19 protein-coding genes are annotated in these 20,709 nt (G+C 44.4%); 3 read left to right on the top strand and 16 right to left on the bottom strand.

The window, feature by feature from the left end:
* Window positions 1-66: 66 nt before the first annotated feature.
* The 11 genes from Q0174_RS06635 to Q0174_RS06585 are packed head-to-tail and all read right to left on the bottom strand — an operon-like array spanning window position 67 to window position 10,459.
* Window positions 67-930, bottom strand: coding sequence for a formate/nitrite transporter family protein (locus Q0174_RS06635; protein ID WP_005871911.1), 864 nt, complete (start codon window positions 928-930; stop codon window positions 67-69).
* Window positions 931-1,383, bottom strand: a complete 453-nt coding sequence (locus Q0174_RS06630) for a hydrogenase 3 maturation endopeptidase HyCI (protein ID WP_297948245.1) — start codon at window positions 1,381-1,383, stop codon at window positions 931-933.
* A complete protein-coding gene (locus Q0174_RS06625) occupies window positions 1,383-1,727 on the bottom strand; it encodes a formate hydrogenlyase maturation HycH family protein (RefSeq protein ID WP_005871907.1) in 345 nt (114 codons plus the stop codon). The genes Q0174_RS06630 and Q0174_RS06625 overlap by 1 nt, the downstream gene beginning before the upstream one ends.
* Complete coding sequence (locus tag Q0174_RS06620) at window positions 1,724-2,548, bottom strand: NADH-quinone oxidoreductase subunit B family protein (protein WP_297944740.1); 825 nt, start codon at window positions 2,546-2,548, stop codon at window positions 1,724-1,726. Before Q0174_RS06620 ends, Q0174_RS06625 begins: the two co-directional genes overlap by 4 nt.
* Window positions 2,545-3,084: a formate hydrogenlyase complex iron-sulfur subunit gene (locus Q0174_RS06615; RefSeq protein WP_177386902.1), complete on the bottom strand. Its 540-nt coding sequence runs from the start codon at window positions 3,082-3,084 to the stop codon at window positions 2,545-2,547. Before Q0174_RS06615 ends, Q0174_RS06620 begins: the two co-directional genes overlap by 4 nt.
* A complete protein-coding gene (locus Q0174_RS06610; protein ID WP_005871901.1) occupies window positions 3,081-4,817 on the bottom strand; it encodes a hydrogenase large subunit in 1,737 nt (578 codons plus the stop codon). The genes Q0174_RS06615 and Q0174_RS06610 overlap by 4 nt, the downstream gene beginning before the upstream one ends.
* Before the next feature lie 2 nt (window positions 4,818-4,819).
* On the bottom strand, window positions 4,820-6,301 hold the full coding sequence (locus Q0174_RS06605; protein WP_298042640.1) for a hydrogenase 4 subunit F: 1,482 nt from the start codon (window positions 6,299-6,301) through the stop codon (window positions 4,820-4,822).
* A gap of 2 nt (window positions 6,302-6,303) precedes the next feature.
* Entirely contained in the window at window positions 6,304-6,948 is a 645-nt protein-coding gene (gene hyfE, locus Q0174_RS06600; protein ID WP_297916762.1) for a hydrogenase 4 membrane subunit, read from the bottom strand.
* Between the two features lies 1 nt (window position 6,949).
* Window positions 6,950-7,879: an NADH-quinone oxidoreductase subunit H gene (locus Q0174_RS06595; RefSeq protein ID WP_297901004.1), complete on the bottom strand. Its 930-nt coding sequence runs from the start codon at window positions 7,877-7,879 to the stop codon at window positions 6,950-6,952.
* A 10-nt stretch (window positions 7,880-7,889) separates the two neighbouring features.
* Window positions 7,890-9,863: a proton-conducting transporter membrane subunit gene (locus Q0174_RS06590; RefSeq protein ID WP_297989775.1), complete on the bottom strand. Its 1,974-nt coding sequence runs from the start codon at window positions 9,861-9,863 to the stop codon at window positions 7,890-7,892.
* On the bottom strand, window positions 9,860-10,459 hold the full coding sequence (locus tag Q0174_RS06585; protein ID WP_005871891.1) for a 4Fe-4S dicluster domain-containing protein: 600 nt from the start codon (window positions 10,457-10,459) through the stop codon (window positions 9,860-9,862). Before Q0174_RS06585 ends, Q0174_RS06590 begins: the two co-directional genes overlap by 4 nt.
* Window positions 10,460-10,853: 394 nt before the next feature.
* Between Q0174_RS06585 and Q0174_RS06580 the strand changes: the two genes are divergently transcribed.
* Window positions 10,854-13,121, top strand: coding sequence for a molybdopterin-dependent oxidoreductase (locus tag Q0174_RS06580; protein ID WP_298028413.1), 2,268 nt, complete (start codon window positions 10,854-10,856; stop codon window positions 13,119-13,121).
* Window positions 13,122-14,073: 952 nt separating this feature from the next.
* Here Q0174_RS06580 and dctP read toward each other — a convergent pair.
* The 4 genes from dctP to Q0174_RS06560 all read right to left on the bottom strand — a co-directional run bounded on the left by dctP (window position 14,074) and on the right by Q0174_RS06560 (window position 18,003).
* Window positions 14,074-15,267: a TRAP transporter substrate-binding protein DctP gene (dctP, locus tag Q0174_RS06575; protein ID WP_298042638.1), complete on the bottom strand. Its 1,194-nt coding sequence runs from the start codon at window positions 15,265-15,267 to the stop codon at window positions 14,074-14,076.
* Between the two features lie 1,041 nt (window positions 15,268-16,308).
* Entirely contained in the window at window positions 16,309-16,551 is a 243-nt protein-coding gene (locus Q0174_RS06570) for a hypothetical protein (protein WP_298042636.1), read from the bottom strand.
* Window positions 16,541-17,593, bottom strand: a complete 1,053-nt coding sequence (locus Q0174_RS06565) for a 3'-to-5' oligoribonuclease B (RefSeq protein WP_298042634.1) — start codon at window positions 17,591-17,593, stop codon at window positions 16,541-16,543. Before Q0174_RS06565 ends, Q0174_RS06570 begins: the two co-directional genes overlap by 11 nt.
* The gene (locus Q0174_RS06560) at window positions 17,590-18,003 is read right to left on the bottom strand and encodes an Rrf2 family transcriptional regulator (protein ID WP_177387765.1); all 414 of its coding nucleotides are present in this window, start codon (window positions 18,001-18,003) and stop codon (window positions 17,590-17,592) included. Before Q0174_RS06560 ends, Q0174_RS06565 begins: the two co-directional genes overlap by 4 nt.
* 104 nt (window positions 18,004-18,107) lie before the next feature.
* Here Q0174_RS06560 and rpsO point away from each other — a divergent pair, with 104 nt between their 5' ends.
* The gene (rpsO, locus tag Q0174_RS06555) at window positions 18,108-18,380 is read left to right on the top strand and encodes a 30S ribosomal protein S15 (RefSeq protein ID WP_298042631.1); all 273 of its coding nucleotides are present in this window, start codon (window positions 18,108-18,110) and stop codon (window positions 18,378-18,380) included.
* A gap of 462 nt (window positions 18,381-18,842) precedes the next feature.
* Complete coding sequence (locus Q0174_RS06550; protein ID WP_298042628.1) at window positions 18,843-19,610, top strand: hypothetical protein; 768 nt, start codon at window positions 18,843-18,845, stop codon at window positions 19,608-19,610.
* A 282-nt stretch (window positions 19,611-19,892) separates the two neighbouring features.
* Here Q0174_RS06550 and cmoA read toward each other — a convergent pair whose 3' ends face one another.
* Window positions 19,893-20,597 (bottom strand): carboxy-S-adenosyl-L-methionine synthase CmoA, encoded by a 705-nt coding sequence (gene cmoA / locus Q0174_RS06545; RefSeq protein ID WP_297990336.1) that lies wholly within the window; start codon window positions 20,595-20,597, stop codon window positions 19,893-19,895.
* Window positions 20,598-20,709: the final 112 nt, after the last annotated feature.

Here is a 20,709-nt window from a genome sequence, read left to right as displayed (position 1 = left end):
GAAATTAAAAATGCGCGGCAAAGTGCCGCGCCGTATTTTGTTTATATCGTGCTGAAGCGCGATAGATTAGTCTTTCTTTTTCATGTCGTATTTATTTACCATAAATCCGACCAAGCCTACGAAAAATAGACCGCCGCAGATGTTACCTAGCGTAACTGGGATCATATTTTTAACGATGAAATTTCCCCAGTTTATTGAATCTATTTGAGCTGCCGTTACACCGTGAAGCGAGCTTGCAAGAGCATTTACATCGCCACCAGCAGCTGCTAAATAGTGGCCTTTAGCGATGATACCTTCGGTTAGGATAAACATATTTGCCACGCAGTGTTCCATCGAGCAAGCTACGAATGCGCCGATCATCCACATAATTGCAAAGAATTTACCTGATAGATTGCTCTCGCTGGTCGCAGTCCAGATAGACATACATACAAACACGTTACAAAAAATTCCGCGGATGAATAGCTCATGAAAAGGTGCGTTTATTTTGCCTGCTGCTGCAGGAATGAAGTGCTGCAAGATGTAGCCATCATATTTAAGCGGAAGTCCTGAGTAATAATACATATACGCGATTAACGCGCCACCTACAAAGTTAAAGCACCAAACGATAGCCCAATAGCCGATAGTTTTACCTAGCGGTAATTTGCCATCGGCGGCAGGTACGCCCGTTAAAACCGAGCTGGTAAATAGATGCCCACCGTAAAAAACCACCATCATCAGACCGCAGCTAAAGGTAATACCGCCGATGAAATTCGATAAGCCAATAGATTGCTTTTCAGCCATTCCGACGGTCGAGTGAGCCCAGAAAATATCACCCATAGCGATTGCAGCGCCCGCCATTATAGCTAGAAAAATTATGCTAATTAGCGGGGTATGCGCCTTGTGTTGCATCGAACTAGACACCGCTTGCGCGGTTTCTGCAGGATTTAACATTTACTCCTCCTCATTTAAATTTGAATCAATTTCTAAGATACGCTCATAAGCTCTTTGCGCGCTTTTTTTTGCGCTCTCGCTTAGCCCTTCTTTAAAATCAAGGACATTATCGAGCAGCACGCTAATGCCCAAAAACAACGTCTTTGGGCAAATTTTGCGCAGATAGCTTAGAAGCACCGGCGTAGGTAGGTTATGCGTCGAGTAGATATAGTCGCGATCGTTGCTGAGGTCGAAAAATTCTATCTTATCCTCATCAAAGCCGCTCATCGCATCTACTACGATCAGAATTTCAGGGGCGAATTCCCTAAGTGCTGCAAATTCGTTTTCAGGCACATCCTGCCCATAAAAAACGCGCCAGTCTTTTAAGTTCGCCTCGACTATTCGCCCTGTTTCATTGCCCACGTCATCGTCGCCGCGAAGGGGATTGCCGATACAAAGCAACGCCTTTCGCATCAAAAATCCTTCCTTAGCACGAAGTATCCTTCGCGCATATTTTTCAGCAGATCTTTAAGCTCACATTCGCAAAGCTGAGGTATTAGCTTGGCTGCGTGCTCGGCAAAAATTTCAATCTCGAAATACTTGCTTAGGTTACCGATCTTAAATTTAACGTAGTCGCCCGAGTTTTCGATGATGCGTTTAAATTCTTCATCGTCTATCTCAAGTACCTTTTCGCTAAAATCTATCGTACCTACGCCGTGACCGACGCAGGTGGAAAAAACCTTGATATCCTTTAGCTCTTTAGGTAAATTTTCGTTTTCGTCCATATGCCGCTTTGTAAGCTTAAAAACCTCAATCATCGTTTGCTCCAGACCTCTTTTTGCGGATCGATCTTAAATTCCTCCGTAGCGCGGGCGTATTTTAGATATACGTCATTGTGCAATAGTGCCATGCACTCCGCGTATCTAGGATCCTCTTCGGTATGGATAGCGTTAAGTAGAGCCTCGCGAGAAGCTTTTGGATCGTGAACGTCAGATGAGGTTTTGATCGCATCCATATATTTTGCAAATAAAACTCTTCCGAAAATATAGCTCATCAGCCTCTTAGCTTCAGCTTGCAGATCGCGCTCGAATAAAATATCGCCGATAACTGAACTCTTAACTGGTGGTGGAAGAGTACTATCTTGCTCGTAGCTCTTCTTTTGAAGCTTTTGATCGATGATGCCAAGCGCCATGCCAAGACCATAGATGATGCTAGCAGGATGCGGAGGGCAGCCGGGGATATAAACATCTACCGGTATAATCTTATCGATACCACTCCATACGCTATATGCGTCATGAAAAATTCCACCAGTGCTTCCGCAGGCTCCAAGAGCTACTACGATCTTTGGATCAGGTGCGGCCTCATAAGCGCGAAGCAGCGGATAATACATCTGTCTAGTAACCGGACCGGTGCAGACTAAGATATCTGCGTGGCGAGGGTTAGCTACGAGTTTAAATCCGAAGCGCTCCGGATCCCACATCGGCGTGATAGAAGCAAAAATTTCGATTTCACAGCCATTGCAACTTCCGCAGTCGATACGATAAACGCTGAAGCTTCGTTTGATATTTTTCAAAAGCTCCAATTTTGCGGTTAGATCGTTTGCGTTTTTAATATTTTCGGGGACTTGATACAAACTCATTTTATTGCCTCCTCTATACCTTTGGTCACTCTTTCGACCGCTTGAGCTTTTTTGCATTCAGGACAGATATAGAGATATTTTTTAGCTTCTTCTAATCTGCCTGGGAGCAAATTTGCAGTACTTAACTTTTCTAGCGTGTAATTGATGAGCCTTTTTGGGGTCATTGGCTTGCCGCAGCAGCTGCATTTCTCCATCTCAAGCTCGCCGTGTTGGATAAGCGCGCTTTTATCAAATTTTACCGCTAGCTCAAAGCTATTGCCTAGCCTTACCGCTCCCGTAGGGCATACCTCGTCGCAGCGACCACAAAATATGCAGCGTCCGCAATCAAATTCCCAAATTAGTTTGGTTTGGGCTTCATTCATCTTAAGCTCAATCGCATTAGATGGGCAGGCGATTCCGCACGCAGCACAGCCTATGCAAAGCTCATAGGTATATTCAGGCTGCCCGCGAAAATTCTCGGGCACGATGTATGGCTCAAACGGATAAGCATAGGTCGCCTTACCATATTTTTCGGTAATGTCGAATAATTTCATCATCTTAAATCCTTTTTGCTAACCTTGCCGTCTTGGCAAAATTTCTTAAGGTCTTTTTCGGTTAGAATTTTACTCTTTCCGCTATTAATATCGACTAAAGTTACACGCTCGGTGCATGAGTAGCACGGATCCATCGAGCATACGATTAGCGCCGCATCGGAGATGTTATTTCCGCGGAATTGAAATCGCAAGCTCGGCCAGTTGTTATACGTAGCGGCGCGACATCTCCAGCGGTAAACCTTCTGTGCGTTTCCTTGCATGATCCAGTGGACATTTTCGCCTCGCGGCGCTTCGTCGTGACCTAAAGCGTAGTTTTCCGGTCTGATCATAGTCTGTGGATCGATCATTATCGGAGTTTGCGGCATTTGATGCAAGCACTGCCTGATGATGTGGATCGATTGTTTGAGCTCTTTATACCTTACGACTTCGCGGCTGAATACATCGCCACCGTGCTCTACGGCTACTTCGAATTCTATCTTGTTAAAGAAATCGTAAGGATGATCGTAGCGGTTGTCGCGTTTAAAACCGGAAGCTCTCATATTTGGACCTACCGGGCTGAAATCACGCGCCACTTTGCGATCTAATACGCCCACGCCTTTCCAGCGACCGATTTGGCGTTTATCCTCCATAACGGCGTCCCAAATTTCAGAAATTTGAACATCAAGTTTATTGATGATCTCGATGCTCTTGCGAATTTCATTATCGGTCATATCGCGGCGAAGTCCGCCCATAATTACATTGCCGTAGGTCTTGCGGCCGCCGGTTACGAGCTGAGCTAGCTCCATGGAGTATTCGCGCACCCTAAAGATATGCATAAAGGCGTTGTAGTTACCTGTTACCTCGCAGGCTAGACCGATATTTAAAAGATGGCTGTGAAGGCGCTCGATCTCAAGGCAGATGACGCGGATGGCTTGCGCACGAAGCGGAATTTCAAGCTTGATGGCTTTCTCTGCTGCTTCAATACACGCAATCGCGTGAGCGTAGCCGCAAATTCCGCAGACGCGCTCTGCTAAATAGCCCATCTGATCGTAATTCATTCGGTTTTCAGCTAGTTTCTCCATACCGCGGTGTTGATAAAATAAGCGGTAGTCTGCATCGATAATCTCATCGCCATCGCAAAATAGTCTGAAGTGTCCCGGCTCATCGCTCGTTACGTGAAGAGGTCCAAGCGGAACATCTACTACGCCGTCGCCGCTAGGAAATAAAAACTCTGCATTAGGCTCGTCTTTATGATCTACAGGATCGGGCCTATAGCGATAGTCCATCGCGTCTTTGCGAAGTGGATGAAGCCCATCCGGCCAATCGTCGCTTAGCACTAAGCGGCGTTTATCAGGCAAGCCCTCAGCGATTAAACCGAACATATCGAAGGCTTCTCTTTCGTACCATACGCAAGCAGGCACTAAAGGAGTAACTGACGGGAATGTAGGATCCGATCCGGGAATTAGCGTCCTAACGGTGATGAAGCATTTATCCTCTGCGGCGAAATCCTCCGCTTCGGTCATTTTGCCACCTTCCATAGATATCGCATAGTAAAGCGCGAAATTTCCGTTTAGCTCGCGCTCATCGTTAGGGATCATCGTGCTGATAAAACCGCCGATGTCATAATATAGCGTCTTAACCGCAAGCGGCAGATCATTTCTATCCACTAAAACGGTGATTTGATCCTCGGCTTGGCGGGTAACTTCTAAGACCTTGACTTTGGTCTTTAAAATTTCTATAAATTTATCGCCTCTCATTTTTAACCTCTCATCATTATTCTAACGCCGTTTTCGACGAGCATCCAAAAATCACCTACGTGCCATACGCCGAAAATTATCACTAAAGCGCAAAGCAAGATTAGCGGTAAATTTTCAAACAAGCTCATCTCTTTAGCATAAACCACTTCACCTTTAGGTGTACCGAAGCTCGCTAGATTAAAGTGCGCGAAGTCCGCGATGAAAATAATTACGAGCGCGATCGCAAATAATGCTACGGCTATGTATTGACCGCTGGCTATCGCGCCTTTGAAAACGTTAAATTCGCTTACAAAGATCGCAAACGCAGGAACGCCTACGAGCGAGCAAACCGCAGCACCAAACATTATCGTAGTAAGCGGAGCGATTTTTACCATACCGCCCATTCTAGTCATATCTTTGTGACCGTAAATTCTAGCGATATTACCGGTAGAGCAGAATGCAAGAGCCTTAGTAAAGCTATGAGCTAAGCAGTGAAAGATCGCGGCAAGCAAGCCGAAATATCCGCCGATACCTAGCGCAAATGCAATAACACCCATATGAACGACCGAGTGGTAAGCAAACATCCTTTTTACGTCGTGCTGACGAACGAGGAAAATTCCTGCTATAAATAGCGTGATCGTGCCCGAGATCAGCATCACGTGCTTAACGAAGTCTGGCCCTACCGCTTCGGCGGTTACCGCGTAATATCTAAATATCGCTAGCATCGCACATTTTAAAAGCACACCCGAAAGTAGTGCTGAAATCGGAGCCGGACCTTCTGCGTGAACATCAGGAAGCCAAGTGTGAGTAGGAGCAAGTCCTGCTTTGGTTCCAAAGCCTATTAGAGCGAATATAAAGATAAGCTTAGCGGCATCGCCGTTCAAATTTTTGGCATTATCCATGATGCTCGTCCAAAGCATAGAAGCCTCGCCGTCACCTGTGATTTTGAATGTAGCCGCATATAGTAAAACGGTCGCATAAAGCGCAAACGCTAAGCCGATCGAGCAGATAACGATATATTTGTAACCGCTCTCGGTGGATTTTTTATCTTTATGAATAGCGACCAAAAATACCGATGCTAACGTAGTAGCCTCTACCGCAGCCCACATAAACGCAACGTTGTTGCAGATAACGCTAAGCGTCATCGTAAAAACGAAAACGTGGCAGAGCGCATAGTATTTTCTAAGATCGCTAAGATCCAGATGGCCGCCCTGTATCTCCCATTTCATATAGGTGGTAGAGTATAAATTTACCAAAAAGCCCGTTACGGCGATTAGCACTAAAAATACGCAGCCTAGGCTATCTAGGAATAGAAATTTATCGTATGCGTAAAAAGCCTCAAAGTTGCCGCTGATAAGCTTGCCTACGTTACAGAGTAGCCCTGCGGAAGTAATCGCAGAAATCAAAACGTGTAGCGAGCTTAGGAGCTTGAAATTCTTAGGGCATAAGAATAATATCAGCGCTCCGAGCAACGGAAAAATTAATATAAAAGCTAAACTATTCATCATTAACCCCTTAAATTCGAAGCTTTAGACGTATCAAGCCCGTCATAAGCTTTGTAAAATCTAACCGCCAAAATGCTCATAATAATAACCGCAAAGATTGCATCGGTTAAAATTCCAAGCTCGACTAGCTCGTGAGAGTTGTAAGCCATAAGTGCAAGGCTTAGGTGGATGCCGTTTTCAAAGAGGCAGTAGGCTAGAATTTGCTTGATGAAAGAATTTCTTAGCATGAAGCCGAAAATTCCCATCATAAATACGGTTACCGCCGCTATTAGAACGATTCTTTCTTGAATAAGAGAGAATTTAAGCAAGATCGGATTGATTGTCATCGCAATCGCTAGCGAAAATCCCATCGCAATAACGGGGCTTACGAAAAAGCCGCCTACCGGCTCATCCTCGCTGATCACATCCAGCTTTTTAACTAGCCAAAATAAAATTCCCGGCACGAAAATAACCTTCGTAAAAAACGCCACTATCGCCCAAATTCTAAGTTGCGGCGCATTGAAGTTAGAATACAGCATAAAAAATATGCTTACCAAAAGTAGCGTCTGAATCGCGTAAATTCCGATCGAAAGTTTTAAATTTCTAAGTCCGAATACCGCGAGTGACGTTACGATCATACAAATTGCTAAAATATCGATACTATTCATCTTAAAATCCTACTACGTAAAGCGTTAATGCCGCAAAAGCAATGGCAAGAGCGCCGCATGAAATTTTGCGCATGCTCGAAGTCATTCTGAAGCGTGGTCCAAAGTTGTCGATGAAAACGGCTGCTACGTAAAATACGCCAGTTTTTAGCACAAAGATTATGATCGCCAAAAACGGATTGCTAAAATTCCACGGCTCAAATATCGTTAGGAATAATCCGATCATCGCAAACTGCTTCAAAATAAGCGCCGCTTGCACTAAGCCGAGATCGCTGCCTGCATATTCGCCAAGTAGACCTTCTTGAAGCTCTTGCTCGGCTTCGGCAAGATCAAATGGCTTTCTGCCGGTCTCGACATACATACACCATAAAAATGCAATCGAGGCGACGGCAAAGCTTGGAATTTGATAGCCGATCTGACCGCTGCGTACCATCTGCTGGATCTCAACTAAATTTGAAGTTCCCGCAGCCATCATTACTACGATTAGGCACATCATCATCACAGGTTCGACAAAAACGGCAAGCATCTGCTCGCGTCCACCGCCGGTTGCCGCAAAAGGGTTACCGCTATCTATCGAAGCCGCACCGAATACGAAGCGCAAAAGCGCGCCTAGATATAGGATAACGAAAATATCCGAATACGCTCCGAAAAGAGTATCTTTGCTGTATGTAATAGGAATAGCCGCCAAAATCGCTGCCGAAGTAGCGAAAAGGAAAAACGGCGCCCACCTAAATACCCAGTGGCTGCACGCAGGAACGGTTCTGCCGCGCTTAAAAAGCTTAATAATATCGCGGTAAGTCTGGAAAAAATCGCTTCCTTGTTTCGACTGAAGCTTGGCTCGAAGTTTTCTCGCCATACCGTCGAAAAGTGGAGCGACTAGGACGATAACCGCGACTTGAAATATCATTAAAAATATAGTTTGTATAGTCTGCATCTTAAACCTCCTAGATCAAGAAATATCCGACGCCCAGTATCGCGCAAAGATAGATTAGGATGTAAAGCGTATATAAATTTGCATAGCCGCTTTGAATAATTCCTATCTTATCGGCGATCTTCTTACTCCAATCGATTACCGGTTGATAAATCATCGTCCACCAAATGTCTTGTGGGTGGTTGTGATACTCGATCGGTCCGAAGTAGCCGTTTTGCTCTATTCTGCGTTTATGACCTCTAAATAACCAGTCCATAATCTTTCTTAAATCGCCGGTAAAAGGACCGCCGGTCATCTGCATGCGAGGGCTATATTTAAAACCGCATGCCCAAGGATCTGTCTCGCGAGGTTTGTCGCGATTTGCTTTCATAACTGCTAGGATGATAAACGGAAGCAGCATTGTAGAACACAAAATTACTGCAATAAGAGGAGTTGAAACGATACTTCCCAAAGGCGAAGTGATTGACGAAGCGCCTAGGCTTGCGACATACCCACTATTGGAAGTAATAGAATTTACCGCCTGCATGATGTAATCGACTATGAAGTGTGCGCCTACGCCAAATCCCACGCAGCCTATCATCAGTATGATCATTCCTAAAACCATCCCAAGAGGACTTTCTTTTGCATTTTCCCAAATTTTTTCATCTCTTGGGGTTCCTGCAAAGATTACCGCATATAGTTTTAAGTGCATACCGACTAAAACGCCCGTAAGCGCAAGTGCGACTACTGCTAGCGAGAAAGCGTATCTAATGAAAATTCCGCTTTCCTTAGCGCCTTGAAGCATTCCTTGATAGGTAAACCACTCTGAAACGAAGCCGTTTACCGGAGGAAGCGCTGCAATACCCATGATGCCGATAAACATACCGACCGCGGTTAGAGGCATTTTTTTAGCTAGCCCTCCTAGCACGTCCATATTTTGCGTATGAGTAGCGTGGATTACAGAGCCTGCACATAAGAATAGTAAGCCTTTGAATATCGCGTGATTTACTACGTGGTAGCAGCCTGCTAAAAATCCGACTGCGGCTAGTGTTACATTGCCTGCTGCGACGCCGTAAATTCCAGTGCCAAGACCCAGCAAGATAATGCCGATATTTTCAACCGAGTGGTACGCAAGAAGTGCTTTAAAGTCGTGCTGGCACAACGCGTATAAAACGCCAAAAAGCGAGCTAGCTGCTCCTAGGATCAAAACTGCAAGCCCAAAATAGATGCTTAGCGGTAAAAATAGTGTAAATTTAACAAGGGTAAAGAGCGCTACTTTAATCATAACGCCGCTCATTAGCGCAGAGACATTTGATGGAGCCGCAGGGTGAGCTTGCGGTAGCCAAACGTGAAAAGGCCACATTCCCGCTTTTGAGCCGAAGCCGACCAAAAACAAGATGAATGCTGCTACAGAAGCGCCCATCGGCATATTTACTTTTCCCCACTCCGCAAATTCGAAGCTGCCTGCGTAGTTTGCAATGATAAGTAATCCACAGGTGATACAAAATGCACCGATCTGCGCTATACCTAGATATACCATAACGGCTTTGAGCGTGCCTTTGCCATCGTTTACTATGATTAGAAATGACGAGATTAACGTCATAAGCTCCCATAAAACAGCGAAGCAAAATACATTATCCGCACTGATGACTAAAAGCATAGATAAGATGAAGGTATTAAATAAACATGCAAAAACGCCAATATTTGCCTTTCCGATATATTCCTCGGCGTAGCTCATACCGTAAACGCTGCTTGCAAAGCCTATAAAAACGACTACGAAACTGAAGAAATTTCCAAGCGGACTTAAAGCAAATTTTGGCGCATATAAGAAAGTGCCGCCCAAAACGAAGCTATCGCTTACGCCCATATTGGCTACGAAATGACACATCGCATAAAAACAGCTGATAGCACCTAATCCAAATCCTACCTTAACGGCAGTTTTTGGAGCGCAGTATAAAAGGATACTAATTACTGCACTGACGATAAATAAAGTATAGACGCTTATCATTTTGCGCCTCCTTCTTTTTTGGCGACGCAACTGATTTCGCCGTTTAATACGTCTTTTGCAAAAGCATTAGCCGCATCGTAGTCTATCGCAAAGCCCAATTTATGCTTACCCTCTTTAGGATCTATCATAATGATAGCGCTAGTTGGGCAAACCTCGACGCATGCAGGACCGTTCTCGCGTCCGTTGCATAGATCGCATTTGATGGCGGTGCTTTTGGCGCCCGCTTGGCTTTCGATCTCGAGATAATACTTCGGCTCGACCGCATAATTTACTGACGGCATAAGCTCGGCATTCGAGCTGATCGCGCCATAAGGACAGGCGAGCGTACACATCTTGCATCCGATGCAAATTTCTTCGTGCAATTCGATATAATTATTATCGAAGCGAAGCGCACCGGTAGGGCAGACGTTTGCGCATGGTCCGTCATCGCACTGCCTGCACTGCGTAGGCATAACGCCGTAAGCCTGTCTAAGCACGGTAAGTCGCGATTTAGCAAGCTTGCCGCGCTCGTAGGCACTTGAGTAACAGGCCGCCATGCACGTCGTGCAACCGATACATCGTTTGTAATCGCAGATTACAAATTTATGTTGTTTCATACCTTTCTCCTTGACTTAAGGAATTTTAAAAATTTTTTACTAAAAATTTTGGTGTAATTATATTTAAGTCCGTAAAAAAATTCCGTCATTTATCTGACGATATTTGGAATTTATTTGATAAATTTGCTTTCAAAGCTTAAATTTAAAAACTAATTTCTTTTTTAAACCGGTTCGTTGATTATTTGCTTTAAAAGTCTAGTATATCAGTATTAAAGTATATTTTAAAATTTAAATTGCTACTGAAATTACCCCAACTTACTCCTAATTATAATTGAAAAAATTCTTTTAGCTTAAGGCAAAATTTCAATTTTATTTTAGGTAAGAATTTATATAATTGTGCCGAAATTGCATATATGGTAATTTTGCATGTTTAGTATTTTCGAAAGGAGAAAATATGGCGAATAAAGGCAAGGTCATATGCCCTTATTGTGGCACAGGCTGTCAAATCGAGCTGACTGCGGAAGACAACTATATCAAATCCGCAACCGGCGTAAGCGACAACCCCGTAAATCAGGGTTGTTTATGTTTGAAAGGTTATTACGGATGGAATTACGTAGGCTCTAGAGATAGGCTTACTACTCCGCTAATTCGTAAAAAGAATGGCAAATTTAGTAAAGACGGCGATTTGGTCGAGGCTAGCTGGGACGAAGCGCTTGATTTGGTTGCTAAAAAGATGCTCGAGGTTAAAGAAAAATACGGCGCCGACGCGATAGCCGGAAACTATTCTGCACGCTGTACGCATGAGGATAACTACGTAGCGCAGAAGCTACTTAGAATTTTAGGCACGAATAATATCGATCACTGCGCGCGCATTTGACACGCTCCGACTGTGGCAGGTCTTGCCAAAACAATCGGTAACGGAGCGGCTACAAATAGCTTCACGGAGATCGGAACTCACAGTAACTGCATTATGATGATCGGCTCAAACCCGGAAAATGGCCATCCGATCGTAGCTATGCACGTTCAAAGAGCGTTAAATAGAGGCGCTAAACTCATCGTCATTGACCCGGTTAAGACGGAATTTGCAAATCGCGCAGATATCCACCTCCAGCTTGAGCCGGAGCACAATATCCCGGTTATAAACGCTTTAATCCATGCTATTATCGACGAGGATTTGGTAAATCATGAATTCGTTGAGAAATACACCAAGGGCTTTGAATATGTAAAAGAGGCGGTTAAGGATTATTCGCCTGAGGCCGTAGCTAAATACACTAGGTTAAACGCTGAAGATATTAGAAAAGCGGCTAGAATTTACGCTACTACGCGACCTGCGGTTATCACGCACGGTATGGGTGTAACTCACTTCAACCACGGCGTGGGCGCGGTCTGCGACATTTCAAATTTAATGCTTGTAACGGGCAACGTAGGCGAGCTAGGCAGCGGCGATCTACCGATCCGTGGACAAGAAAACGTTCAAGGCTGCTGCGATATGGGAATGCTTCCTAACGTATTTACCGGCTATAAAGCTGTAACCGACGAGAGTGCCCGTGATTGGTTTGAGCGCCAGTGGAATTTGCCGAAAGGTCATCTAAATGGCAAGATCGGCATTCATAAAACCGAAGTGCCTGACGCAATTCTTGATGGTAGGGTAAAATTCTTCTGGACGATGGGCGAAAACCCGGTTATGACCGATCCGAACGCGAACCACTTCTTGCGCGCGATTTCGCAGGTAGAGATGTATGTGATCCAAGATATCTTCTTAACCGAGACGAGCCGCAAAGCAGATGTCGTGCTCCCTGGAGCTTGCAGCGGCGAGAAGGAGGGCACTTATGCAAATGCAGAGCGCCGCGTACAGCATAGCGAGATTGTGGTTGCCCCTCCGGGACAAGCTAGACAAGACTGGGCTATCATCTGCGAGCTTGCCAGACGCCTAGGTCTAGGGGATTATTTCACATTTCAATCTCCAGAGCAGATTTGGGAAGAGGTGCGCAGGGTAGCTCCGCACAACTACGGCGGAATGAGCTATTACCGTATCAAAAAATACCACGGACTTCACTGGCCGTGCCCTGATGAGAATTCTATGGGCGGACCTGCATTGTATCTTGATAAGAAATTCTTTACCCCGGACGGTAAAGGAAATTTCGTCCCGGTTCTATTCGTGGATGATAAGAGCAAGATCGAAAGCGCCAAAGAGGAATTCGCAAAACGTATGAATATGCCGAAAGATTATCCTGTAATGGCAGGCTCCGTGGACGAGAAGACCGATGCGGAGTTCCCAATCCAGCTTCTAACTACGCGTAAGGTTTACGAGTACGCAGGAGGCGCGATGACTAGGCGCTCTAAGACCGTCGAGCAGGGCGGCGACGCGATAGGACCGATTGCGGAAATGAATCCGAAACTCGCCGAGCGATACGGAATTTCACAGGGCGATTTCATCGTCGCGTGGAGCCGCTACGGCTATATCGCGATCAAGGCCGACATCACCGAGTGTATAATGGACGGTATCATTCAAATGTCTTATCACTACTGGGAGAGCTGCTGCAACGAGCTAACGAGCGGCGGCTGGGATCTAATCGCCAAAACTCCTACGTTTAAGGCGGCGATTCAGATTAAAAAGATCGATGAAGAGGAATTTTTGCGTATCCGCGAGCTTAAGCGCATTAAGTTTCAGACCAACAAGGTCGTTTACGACGACTTCCACCACCATCCGATTAAATTCTAAGAATTTAATCTTATCCGTAGATTCGGGGGCTATGCTTCCGAATCTACTTTTTAACAATCAATTCAAATAATATGAAATTTTTAGCGATCTAGCCGTCTCGCGATATTTTAAAGATCAAAAATTTCAAGAATTCAATAAATTTCGCGGTATTAATACGCTTTTTTGCGTAGTTGCACTATCGATAAAAGGGCATAGAAATTTATCTGCTATTGCGTTAATAGATGTGGCGGCAGATACTGGGCATTCGTGATTTATCAAATCCTAATAAATGTAGTCTCTATAAGAGCGGCGCAATGGAGTAAATTTTAAAGATAAGCATGATAATAAGGCTATTTTATCGCGACAAATCTTGCCAAATTACATTATTGATTAAATTTTAACGCGTGCAGGCTGATTTTATGCGAATTAGCCTATATTGCCAAGAAATGCCATAATTTTAATAACGCAAATGCAATTTTTGTGATTTTAATATATAAATGCAAAAGGCTCATAGGCTTTTTTAAAATGCTAGACGCGGCTTTTAGTCTTAATGGTCGCAAATACCGGTTTCTAGCATAACCGGAGTAGTTTCGCGCTCCGTCTGAAATCCATAAATTTTGATTTTAAAATTTTAGATTTAAAATTCCGAATTCTGTCGTGCTTGGAATTCACAATTTTTAAAATTTTGTTTCATCGCGTGTTTTTGGCGTTCTATTTCACGTGGGGGCCCTTTGCTGCGCTAGATCGCGCCGCTTGCGATGTTAAAGCTATTGCGCCAAAGCTTCTGCCTGCTTGCGGACGAGATTTATGAAACTAGGCTCTGATATTGAAGCCATTGCGCCAAAGCTACTGCGGCAGAATTCCATCTACTTTATCAAAAGTAGTTAAAATTTCTGCCGCTTGTCGCGCCTGAGCTACTTATTGTGCCGGTCTGTTCGTCTCGCTTTAATTTTTATCGCTAGCAGCACCCACTTTACTTTGTCGCTCCTAAATTTTTGCTGTCCGTCGCGTTAGAATCGCTCGCAGCGCCGTGATTTTCGCTGCTTGCAGAATCTGAGCTTGTCGTACCGCTAGGGCTTGCGGAGATTGGATTTGCTATGCTTTCGCCCGCGATGCCACTTACGTTATTTATGTAGGCTACGGTGCTTATTTTGTTCCATTCTCTACCGATTTTCAAAAACGCGCGCTGGCTGTCTAGGATCTCTTTAAACATCGGATCTTTCGCCGCTTCTTCGTCTAAAATTTCATTCGTTGCTTTTTTAAGTGCGGCTATCACGTCCGCAGGGAAGTCGCGCACCTGCACGTCCGGAAACTGCGCTTTTAGCTCCGCCCAAATGCGAGCGTTTTCGTAAAAGCCCTTATTTTGGAAGTTCTCTCCGGCAAGTCTTGCTGCAGCCTCTAAGATCGCTTGAAGATCCGCAGGCAGCTTCTCTAGCGCCTTTTGATTTACCAGCAGCTGGCAGTCTCCCATAGGTTCTTGCCAGCCTGTGTAGTAGTATTTAGCCACTTTATGAAATCCAAGTGGCATATCATAGACAGGGCTTACCCACTCGACCGCGTCGATCGTACCCATCTCTAACGCCATAAATAGCTCGCCCGTAGGCACCGTGTTTATAGTAGCGCCCAGCTTGCTCATCACCTCTCCGCCTAGCCCCGGTATGCGGAATTTAAGCCCTTGCAAATCTGCTACCGAGTTGATCTCTTTTTTAAACCAGCCGCCCATTTGCATGCCGGTAGATCCCATCAAAAAGGTCTTTATGCCGTATTGCGCGAACATCTTATCGTTAAGCTCTCGCCCACCACCATAGTAATACCACGCGTGCTGCTCATCAGTAGTCATACCGAAAGGCACTGCCGTCCAGAGCATAGTTTTGGCGTCTTTGCCTTTATAATAATAAAGCGAAGTATATCCTAGATCGTATTGTCCGCTTTTGACGAAGTCGAAGATGCCAAAGCTTGCCTTGTGCTTGCTCGGCGTATCGATGCGGATCTGAAGCCTACCACCGCTAAGGCTTTCGGCATAGTTTTTAAAATCCTCAGCAGCAGCGCCCAAAACGGGCGTAGTCGCCTCCCACGTACTAGCAAGTCTTAGGCGATATACCTTATCGTCGCCGAAAAGCTGCGAGCCCAAAAGCATGAGACATGCAAACAAAAAAATCTTTTTCATTTCTATCCTTTCATAAAGTTTTAAATTCATAAAATTTCAAAATTTGGTGCGACGTCTGCTTAAAATTTAATTGCGTCCTGCGTTACTGCTACGAAATTCTGATTCGCGGTGTCTATTTTATCGACACGTTGCTTTCTATTCTATTTTACGACGCTTCATCTTATAGACACCTTGCTTTGCAGACGTCTTATTTTGCGATATTTTGTTTCTAAGCGCTCTACCCAAGCTTTTTATTTTACAATGCCTGGCTTTGCGACTATAGGGCGCCACGTTAGTTTTATTTCGCCGCATTCGGGCGTACTTACCTGCACCTGCATCATATCTAGCGATAATATTTTATCAAGCGCGTTTATTTAAAAGCTTCCAGCGCGGATCTTTTTCGCTTAGAAATAACAAAAATATCTTAAAATGCCATCTCTGCGCTTTTGCAGATAAAATTCTCCCTTCCCTTCAAAGCGAGCTTTGTCATTTCAGCAAGCTTAGGCGCTATGCCATTTCTTTGATCTTAGACGGCAGAACCGTGCTTTTAAATTTAAAATTCCGCAATCTGGGTAATCTTTGCATCACAGGCAAGCAAAGATTTAGCCTTTATATTTAAATTTTGCACCTTAGTTGAGCGCAAAATTCCGCGCGAAGCCTAGATTAGAATTTTACTCAGAGCCGTCCCGCGTTGTCTAAAATTTTTTGCAAAATTCCGTGCCGCAAAATGCACTTAAAATTTTAAATTTGCTATTGTGCGGAATTACTTAGCGTAAATTCTAAGCCTTGAAATTTTGCTCTTGTTTGACGGCATAAAATTTTAAAATTAAATTCTGCAACTGCCATGCCTTAAAATTTTATTCGCAAAGCCTACTTGCTAAATTTTAAAATTTTGAGCCTAAGTCCGCAAAATTACGTATTTCGCATTTTAGAAATTCTATTTCGCAAAATTTTATCTCGCAGATTTCGCTCTATAAATTTTTGCGCTAAATGAAATTCTACTCCACAAGTTTGCGCTTCGTAAAATTCTAGCTCGCAAAATTTCGCTTAAAATTTCGCGAGCTAGCCCTTATTTTCGAATAGTTCCGCGTGTTTGCTACGCAAAAACTCGACCACGGCGATTACCTCATCCGCGCCGCTAGCGTCAGAGTTTTGTAGCACGACGTCGATGTTTTCGATATACAGCTGCGCCGCATCAGCGAGCCGCTCGCGTTTCACGCCCGCATAAAGTAGCATCGCGTCAAGCAGGATATTAATCTCGTAGATGAGGTCCTGCTCGGCGATTTTTTCGTCATTAGTTTTCATCTTCTTCCTTTGAAATTTGAGTTTTTTTCTCGATTAGATCCACGATTTGCGCCTTTACGGCTTCGTACGAGCTCGCGTCCTTAAAGCCCGCAAACATCCCGCCGCTCGCGTTTACGTGCCCGCCGCCGCCTAGGAGCAGCTTTGCCATTTCGCTAACGTCGATCTTGCCGTCGGCGCGGAAGCTGAGCGTTTTTTTGCTCGTTACATCGATGAAAAAATCGACATCGGGGTTTTGCGTCAAAAAATCGTTGCCGATGACGCTTACGTTGCCGATATTGTAGGTCAAAATACCTTTTTTACCTAGATAATTGATCGCGAAGCGCTGCTTTTGCGCGCTTAGACGGGCGACTACGAAGTGCGAGACGAGATTGCTTAGCGTATCGTCGCGCTCGCTTTTAAAAAATTCTTTCTTTATGCCGTGCAGTGCGCTATCTAGCGCGATGTGCGCGCTCGGCTCATTTTGAAATTTAAAAATTTTTTCTAACAAGAAAAAGATATAATCCCTGCTCTCCTGCTCAAACATAATTTTATTGATCTCTTTCGCGCCCGAGACCATGCCGAGGCAGACTTTGCCGAGCTCAAACTCGCTCTCGTCTTTTAGCCAGATATCCACGGCGTTTACGACGCGCACGAGCTTATCCAGCCGCGCCGCGCCGCCGAACATCGCACTGAAAAAATCATACGTTATCTTCGTAGCGCAGCGCGAAGAGTCTAGGAAATACCACGGGAATTTTTTCGCGCACTCAAGTCCGCTTTGATGATGATCCAGAAGGATCACGCGAGCGTTGCGACTGGCTAGTTCGCCGCTAAATTTCTCGCACTGCGCGGGTAGTAAATTTAGATCGGTGATTAAAACCAGGCTTTTCTCGTCCGTGTCTGCAGCGAGCCGCTCATCGATACGAACGAGGATGAGATCAAATTTTTCGTTTATTTCCTTGCCGTAGTTGGCGTTGAAAAATTCCACGCCCGTCAAGTAGTGCACCGCGACGAACTGCGCGCCGTAGCCGTCCAGATCGGTGTGGCTTAGGTGATATATTTTCATTTGCGTTCTTTGCCGATGATGTCTGCTAGCGTGATCGTATCCATATACTCATCGACTTTCTCTTGAAGCTCGCCGAACATTAGATTGACGCGGCATAGTGTGCGACCGTTCGGGCAGGCGTCGATCCCCTCGGCAGTACAGTCAAATACCGTCGCCTTGCGTCTTTCGGCGCTTTTAATGATCTCGCTTAGCGTGATCTCATCTGCATTGCGCGCGAGCACAAAGCCGCCCTTGGCGCCTTTGAAGGAATTTAAAAGTCCCGCGCGAGCTAAATTTTGTAAAATTTTAGCCAAAAAGCTGCGTGAAATTCCAAGCTCGCTAGAGATCGAATCGACATCCATCGATTCCTCCTTGCCTGCGATGCAGATCATTGAAAGCAGGGCGTATTCGCTTGCTTTTGTAAAAAGCATTTATTTTCTCCTTTGGTGTCAAAGCGTGCATTTTACACAAAGAAAGCAAAAATTTAGGTTAATTAAGTATAATCGCTTCCTATTTTACCGATCAGGAGGTCATCATGGCTTTAGACACGGCTCAAAAGGCACAGATAGTTGCGAAATTCGCTAGAAGAGAGAAAGATACAGGTTCTGCGGAGGTGCAAATTGCGCTTCTTACCGAGAGGATCACGCTTCTTACCGCTCATTTGCAAGCAAATCCGAAAGATTTTTCATCCCGTTTAGGCCTACTAAAGCTGGTAGGTCAGCGCAAAAGAATGATGAAATATCTCAAAAATAAAGACTACGCAGTTTATTCCAAGCTCGTTAGCGAGTTAAATTTAAGAGATAAATAAGCTCCTTTGCTCGCGGTGGCATTTATTTCGCCCCGCGATTTATACACGGCGTCCGTCAAACGGCGGACGCTTTTTTTATGCCCGAAATTTAGACAACTACACTTTTTCAATCTTTGAATTTTTTGTAAAATTTATGAATTATGCTTGGATTATGAAATTTCAAAATTTCATATAAATTTTGAAATTTCGTCGAATTTCAACGATTCACATCCTCGACGAAATTTTGAAATTACGAGCGGCGATAAATTTTATCTGTGCCGTCTCGCATATCGCTAGAATTATACATTCGCGCTGTTTGGATCATCTAATCTGCATCAAAATTTAATTATAAAATTCCAAAGAATTTAGATAAAAATCCTTGCCGTATCACCCGAAAAATACGGCGAGTATAAAATTTCAGCAAATTTTAATGGGGGGGGGGCGTATTATTCACAAATTTTATTTTTAACTAAAGGATTGTTAATGGATTATTTTCACGGTATCGCAATCAATGCTAAAAAAGAAGTTCTAACAGACATGAGTAGCATAACTAATACTACTGTAAGTACTGTAAATAGTGGTGATGTAAGTAGTGGAGGCTTGGGTTATCCCTTTTTGCCTATCAATCCGTTCGCCGTTCGCGGCAGTTTTAACAGCAATACGACGACAAATACGACCACTAAAACAAGCACTACGCATACTCATATATGGACATTCCAGCTTAAGGGACAAGGTAAAGATTTGTTTAGAGCGGTTTTAGATAAAAATTTTTTGATTTTGGATGGCGATGAGATGGCTGGTTATGCCGAAAAAAATGGCGGTTATATCGATTGCGGTCTAACTAAAAATATCACTAGAAAAGTAAGCAATGAGGACCAATTCTGGGCTAATGCAGAAAGTTATAAACCCAGATTTGATTATTATGTCGTCGGCTGTGGTACATTTATAGGTGGAATACTGCTATTTATATGTATATGTTATTTTCAAATACTTTATTTCGAGCTTTTGCCGTTTTTGGCATGTATTGGAAGTAGTTTTATTTTAACGTTCATGGTTTGCCGATCGATTTATAAAAATAAACGGCGTAAATATAAAAATATCCTAGCCGATACGAAACGTTTTTTCGACGATTTTGAAAATCGTGTTAGCAGTGAAAAAATCGATGAAGAAACGGGGTTAATCACAAAAGTAAGCTCGCAAGTACAAATCACTGAAACAAACCAAGAAGCGCAGCAAATAGAAATGAAGTAAAATTTAGTTTAATTAGAATTTGTATCAATTATTTCTAGACGGTTAAAATTTTATGTAAAATAAAAAGGTTTTGAGCGCGCACATTCCAAAAGTTGCGGGTACGAGAGGAGATTTTAGATTTTACGCCTTTGAGTACAGAATAAAATTTAAAATTTTCACTCCGTATTTTGCTTCAAATTTTATAATGCAAGAGTTTTGGAAAAGTAAAAACTTCGGAAATCATTGAAATTTTTAAATTCATAGAATTTTAAAATTTATACTTCTTGTAAATTTAAATTATCGCTATTTAAACGCCGCGAAGCTCATAAAATTCGCCCATTTAAAAATACTCTCGACGTGCTTAAAGCCCGCGCCCAGCGCCAAAGCGCGGTTTTCCGCTTCGGTGTATGGCACTAGCACGTTTTCGAGCGCCTCGCGTTTTTGCGCGATCTCGTAGCGCGAATAGCCTTGCGTGCGCTTGTAATCCTCGTAAATTTCGATCATCCGGCGCGCGAGCGCAGGCTCTTCGTAGACGATCTTTTCGCTAAAGATCAAAACCCCATCCTCACGCAATCCGTCGTAAATTTTACTCACGAGCGCGGCCCTACGCGGCGGCCTGATGAACTGCAGAGTGTAGTTTAAAATCACGGCGTCGCAGTCCGCGAGGCTCGCATCCAGCACGTCCGATACGCTAAGCTCGAGCTCGGCGCCGAACGCCGCCGCCTTAGCGCGAGCGTTTTGTATCATCGCCTCCGAGCTGTCGATGCCGCACAGCCGCAGATCGGGGCGCAGCGCAAACAGCGCCAGCAGCGCGGTCGCAGTCGAGCAGCCAAGATCGATCACGCGGGCCTTTTGCGGCAGTATCCGCGCCAAAAGCTCGCTGCTAAGTCGCGTGCTGGCCTCGTAAAACGGCACGCTGCGGCCGATCATATCATCAAAAACTGACGCGACGCTGGCGTCGAACTCAAACTGCTTTTTGATAGGCTCTTTAAAAATTTCGTCTTTCATCCGTTTCCTTTTTAGTTTCGCTATTTGCGCAGCACTCGATTTATACTTCCTACGCATGCTAAGCGCAGAATTCTCACGCCGCGCTTTCTGCACTTAGCACTTACGCGACACT

This window comes from uncultured Campylobacter sp. (assembly GCF_937996225.1).
Taxonomy (GTDB): Bacteria; Campylobacterota; Campylobacteria; order Campylobacterales; family Campylobacteraceae; genus Campylobacter_B.
The sequence above is the reverse complement of the archived record's forward strand: the minus strand, read 5'-3'. Positions and strand labels throughout refer to the sequence as shown.

Bases quoted from the DNA above. Each gene is read 5' to 3' on its own strand.
- Q0174_RS06635 (WP_005871911.1), bottom strand. From the start codon at position 930: ATGTTAAATCCTGCAGAAACCGCGCAAGCGGTGTCTAGTTCGATGCAA.
- Q0174_RS06630 (WP_297948245.1), bottom strand. From the start codon at position 1,383: ATGCGAAAGGCGTTGCTTTGTATCGGCAATCCCCTTCGCGGCGACGAT.
- Q0174_RS06625 (WP_005871907.1), bottom strand. From the start codon at position 1,727: ATGATTGAGGTTTTTAAGCTTACAAAGCGGCATATGGACGAAAACGAA.
- Q0174_RS06620 (WP_297944740.1), bottom strand. From the start codon at position 2,548: ATGAGTTTGTATCAAGTCCCCGAAAATATTAAAAACGCAAACGATCTA.
- Q0174_RS06615 (WP_177386902.1), bottom strand. From the start codon at position 3,084: ATGATGAAATTATTCGACATTACCGAAAAATATGGTAAGGCGACCTAT.
- Q0174_RS06610 (WP_005871901.1), bottom strand. From the start codon at position 4,817: ATGAGAGGCGATAAATTTATAGAAATTTTAAAGACCAAAGTCAAGGTC.
- Q0174_RS06605 (WP_298042640.1), bottom strand. From the start codon at position 6,301: ATGAATAGTTTAGCTTTTATATTAATTTTTCCGTTGCTCGGAGCGCTG.
- hyfE (WP_297916762.1), bottom strand. From the start codon at position 6,948: ATGAATAGTATCGATATTTTAGCAATTTGTATGATCGTAACGTCACTC.
- Q0174_RS06595 (WP_297901004.1), bottom strand. From the start codon at position 7,879: ATGCAGACTATACAAACTATATTTTTAATGATATTTCAAGTCGCGGTT.
- Q0174_RS06590 (WP_297989775.1), bottom strand. From the start codon at position 9,863: ATGATAAGCGTCTATACTTTATTTATCGTCAGTGCAGTAATTAGTATC.
- Q0174_RS06585 (WP_005871891.1), bottom strand. From the start codon at position 10,459: ATGAAACAACATAAATTTGTAATCTGCGATTACAAACGATGTATCGGT.
- dctP (WP_298042638.1), bottom strand. From the start codon at position 15,267: ATGAAAAAGATTTTTTTGTTTGCATGTCTCATGCTTTTGGGCTCGCAG.
- Q0174_RS06570 (WP_298042636.1), bottom strand. From the start codon at position 16,551: ATGAAAACTAATGACGAAAAAATCGCCGAGCAGGACCTCATCTACGAG.
- Q0174_RS06565 (WP_298042634.1), bottom strand. From the start codon at position 17,593: ATGAAAATATATCACCTAAGCCACACCGATCTGGACGGCTACGGCGCG.
- Q0174_RS06560 (WP_177387765.1), bottom strand. From the start codon at position 18,003: ATGCTTTTTACAAAAGCAAGCGAATACGCCCTGCTTTCAATGATCTGC.
- rpsO (WP_298042631.1), top strand. From the start codon at position 18,108: ATGGCTTTAGACACGGCTCAAAAGGCACAGATAGTTGCGAAATTCGCT.
- Q0174_RS06550 (WP_298042628.1), top strand. From the start codon at position 18,843: ATGGATTATTTTCACGGTATCGCAATCAATGCTAAAAAAGAAGTTCTA.
- cmoA (WP_297990336.1), bottom strand. From the start codon at position 20,597: ATGAAAGACGAAATTTTTAAAGAGCCTATCAAAAAGCAGTTTGAGTTC.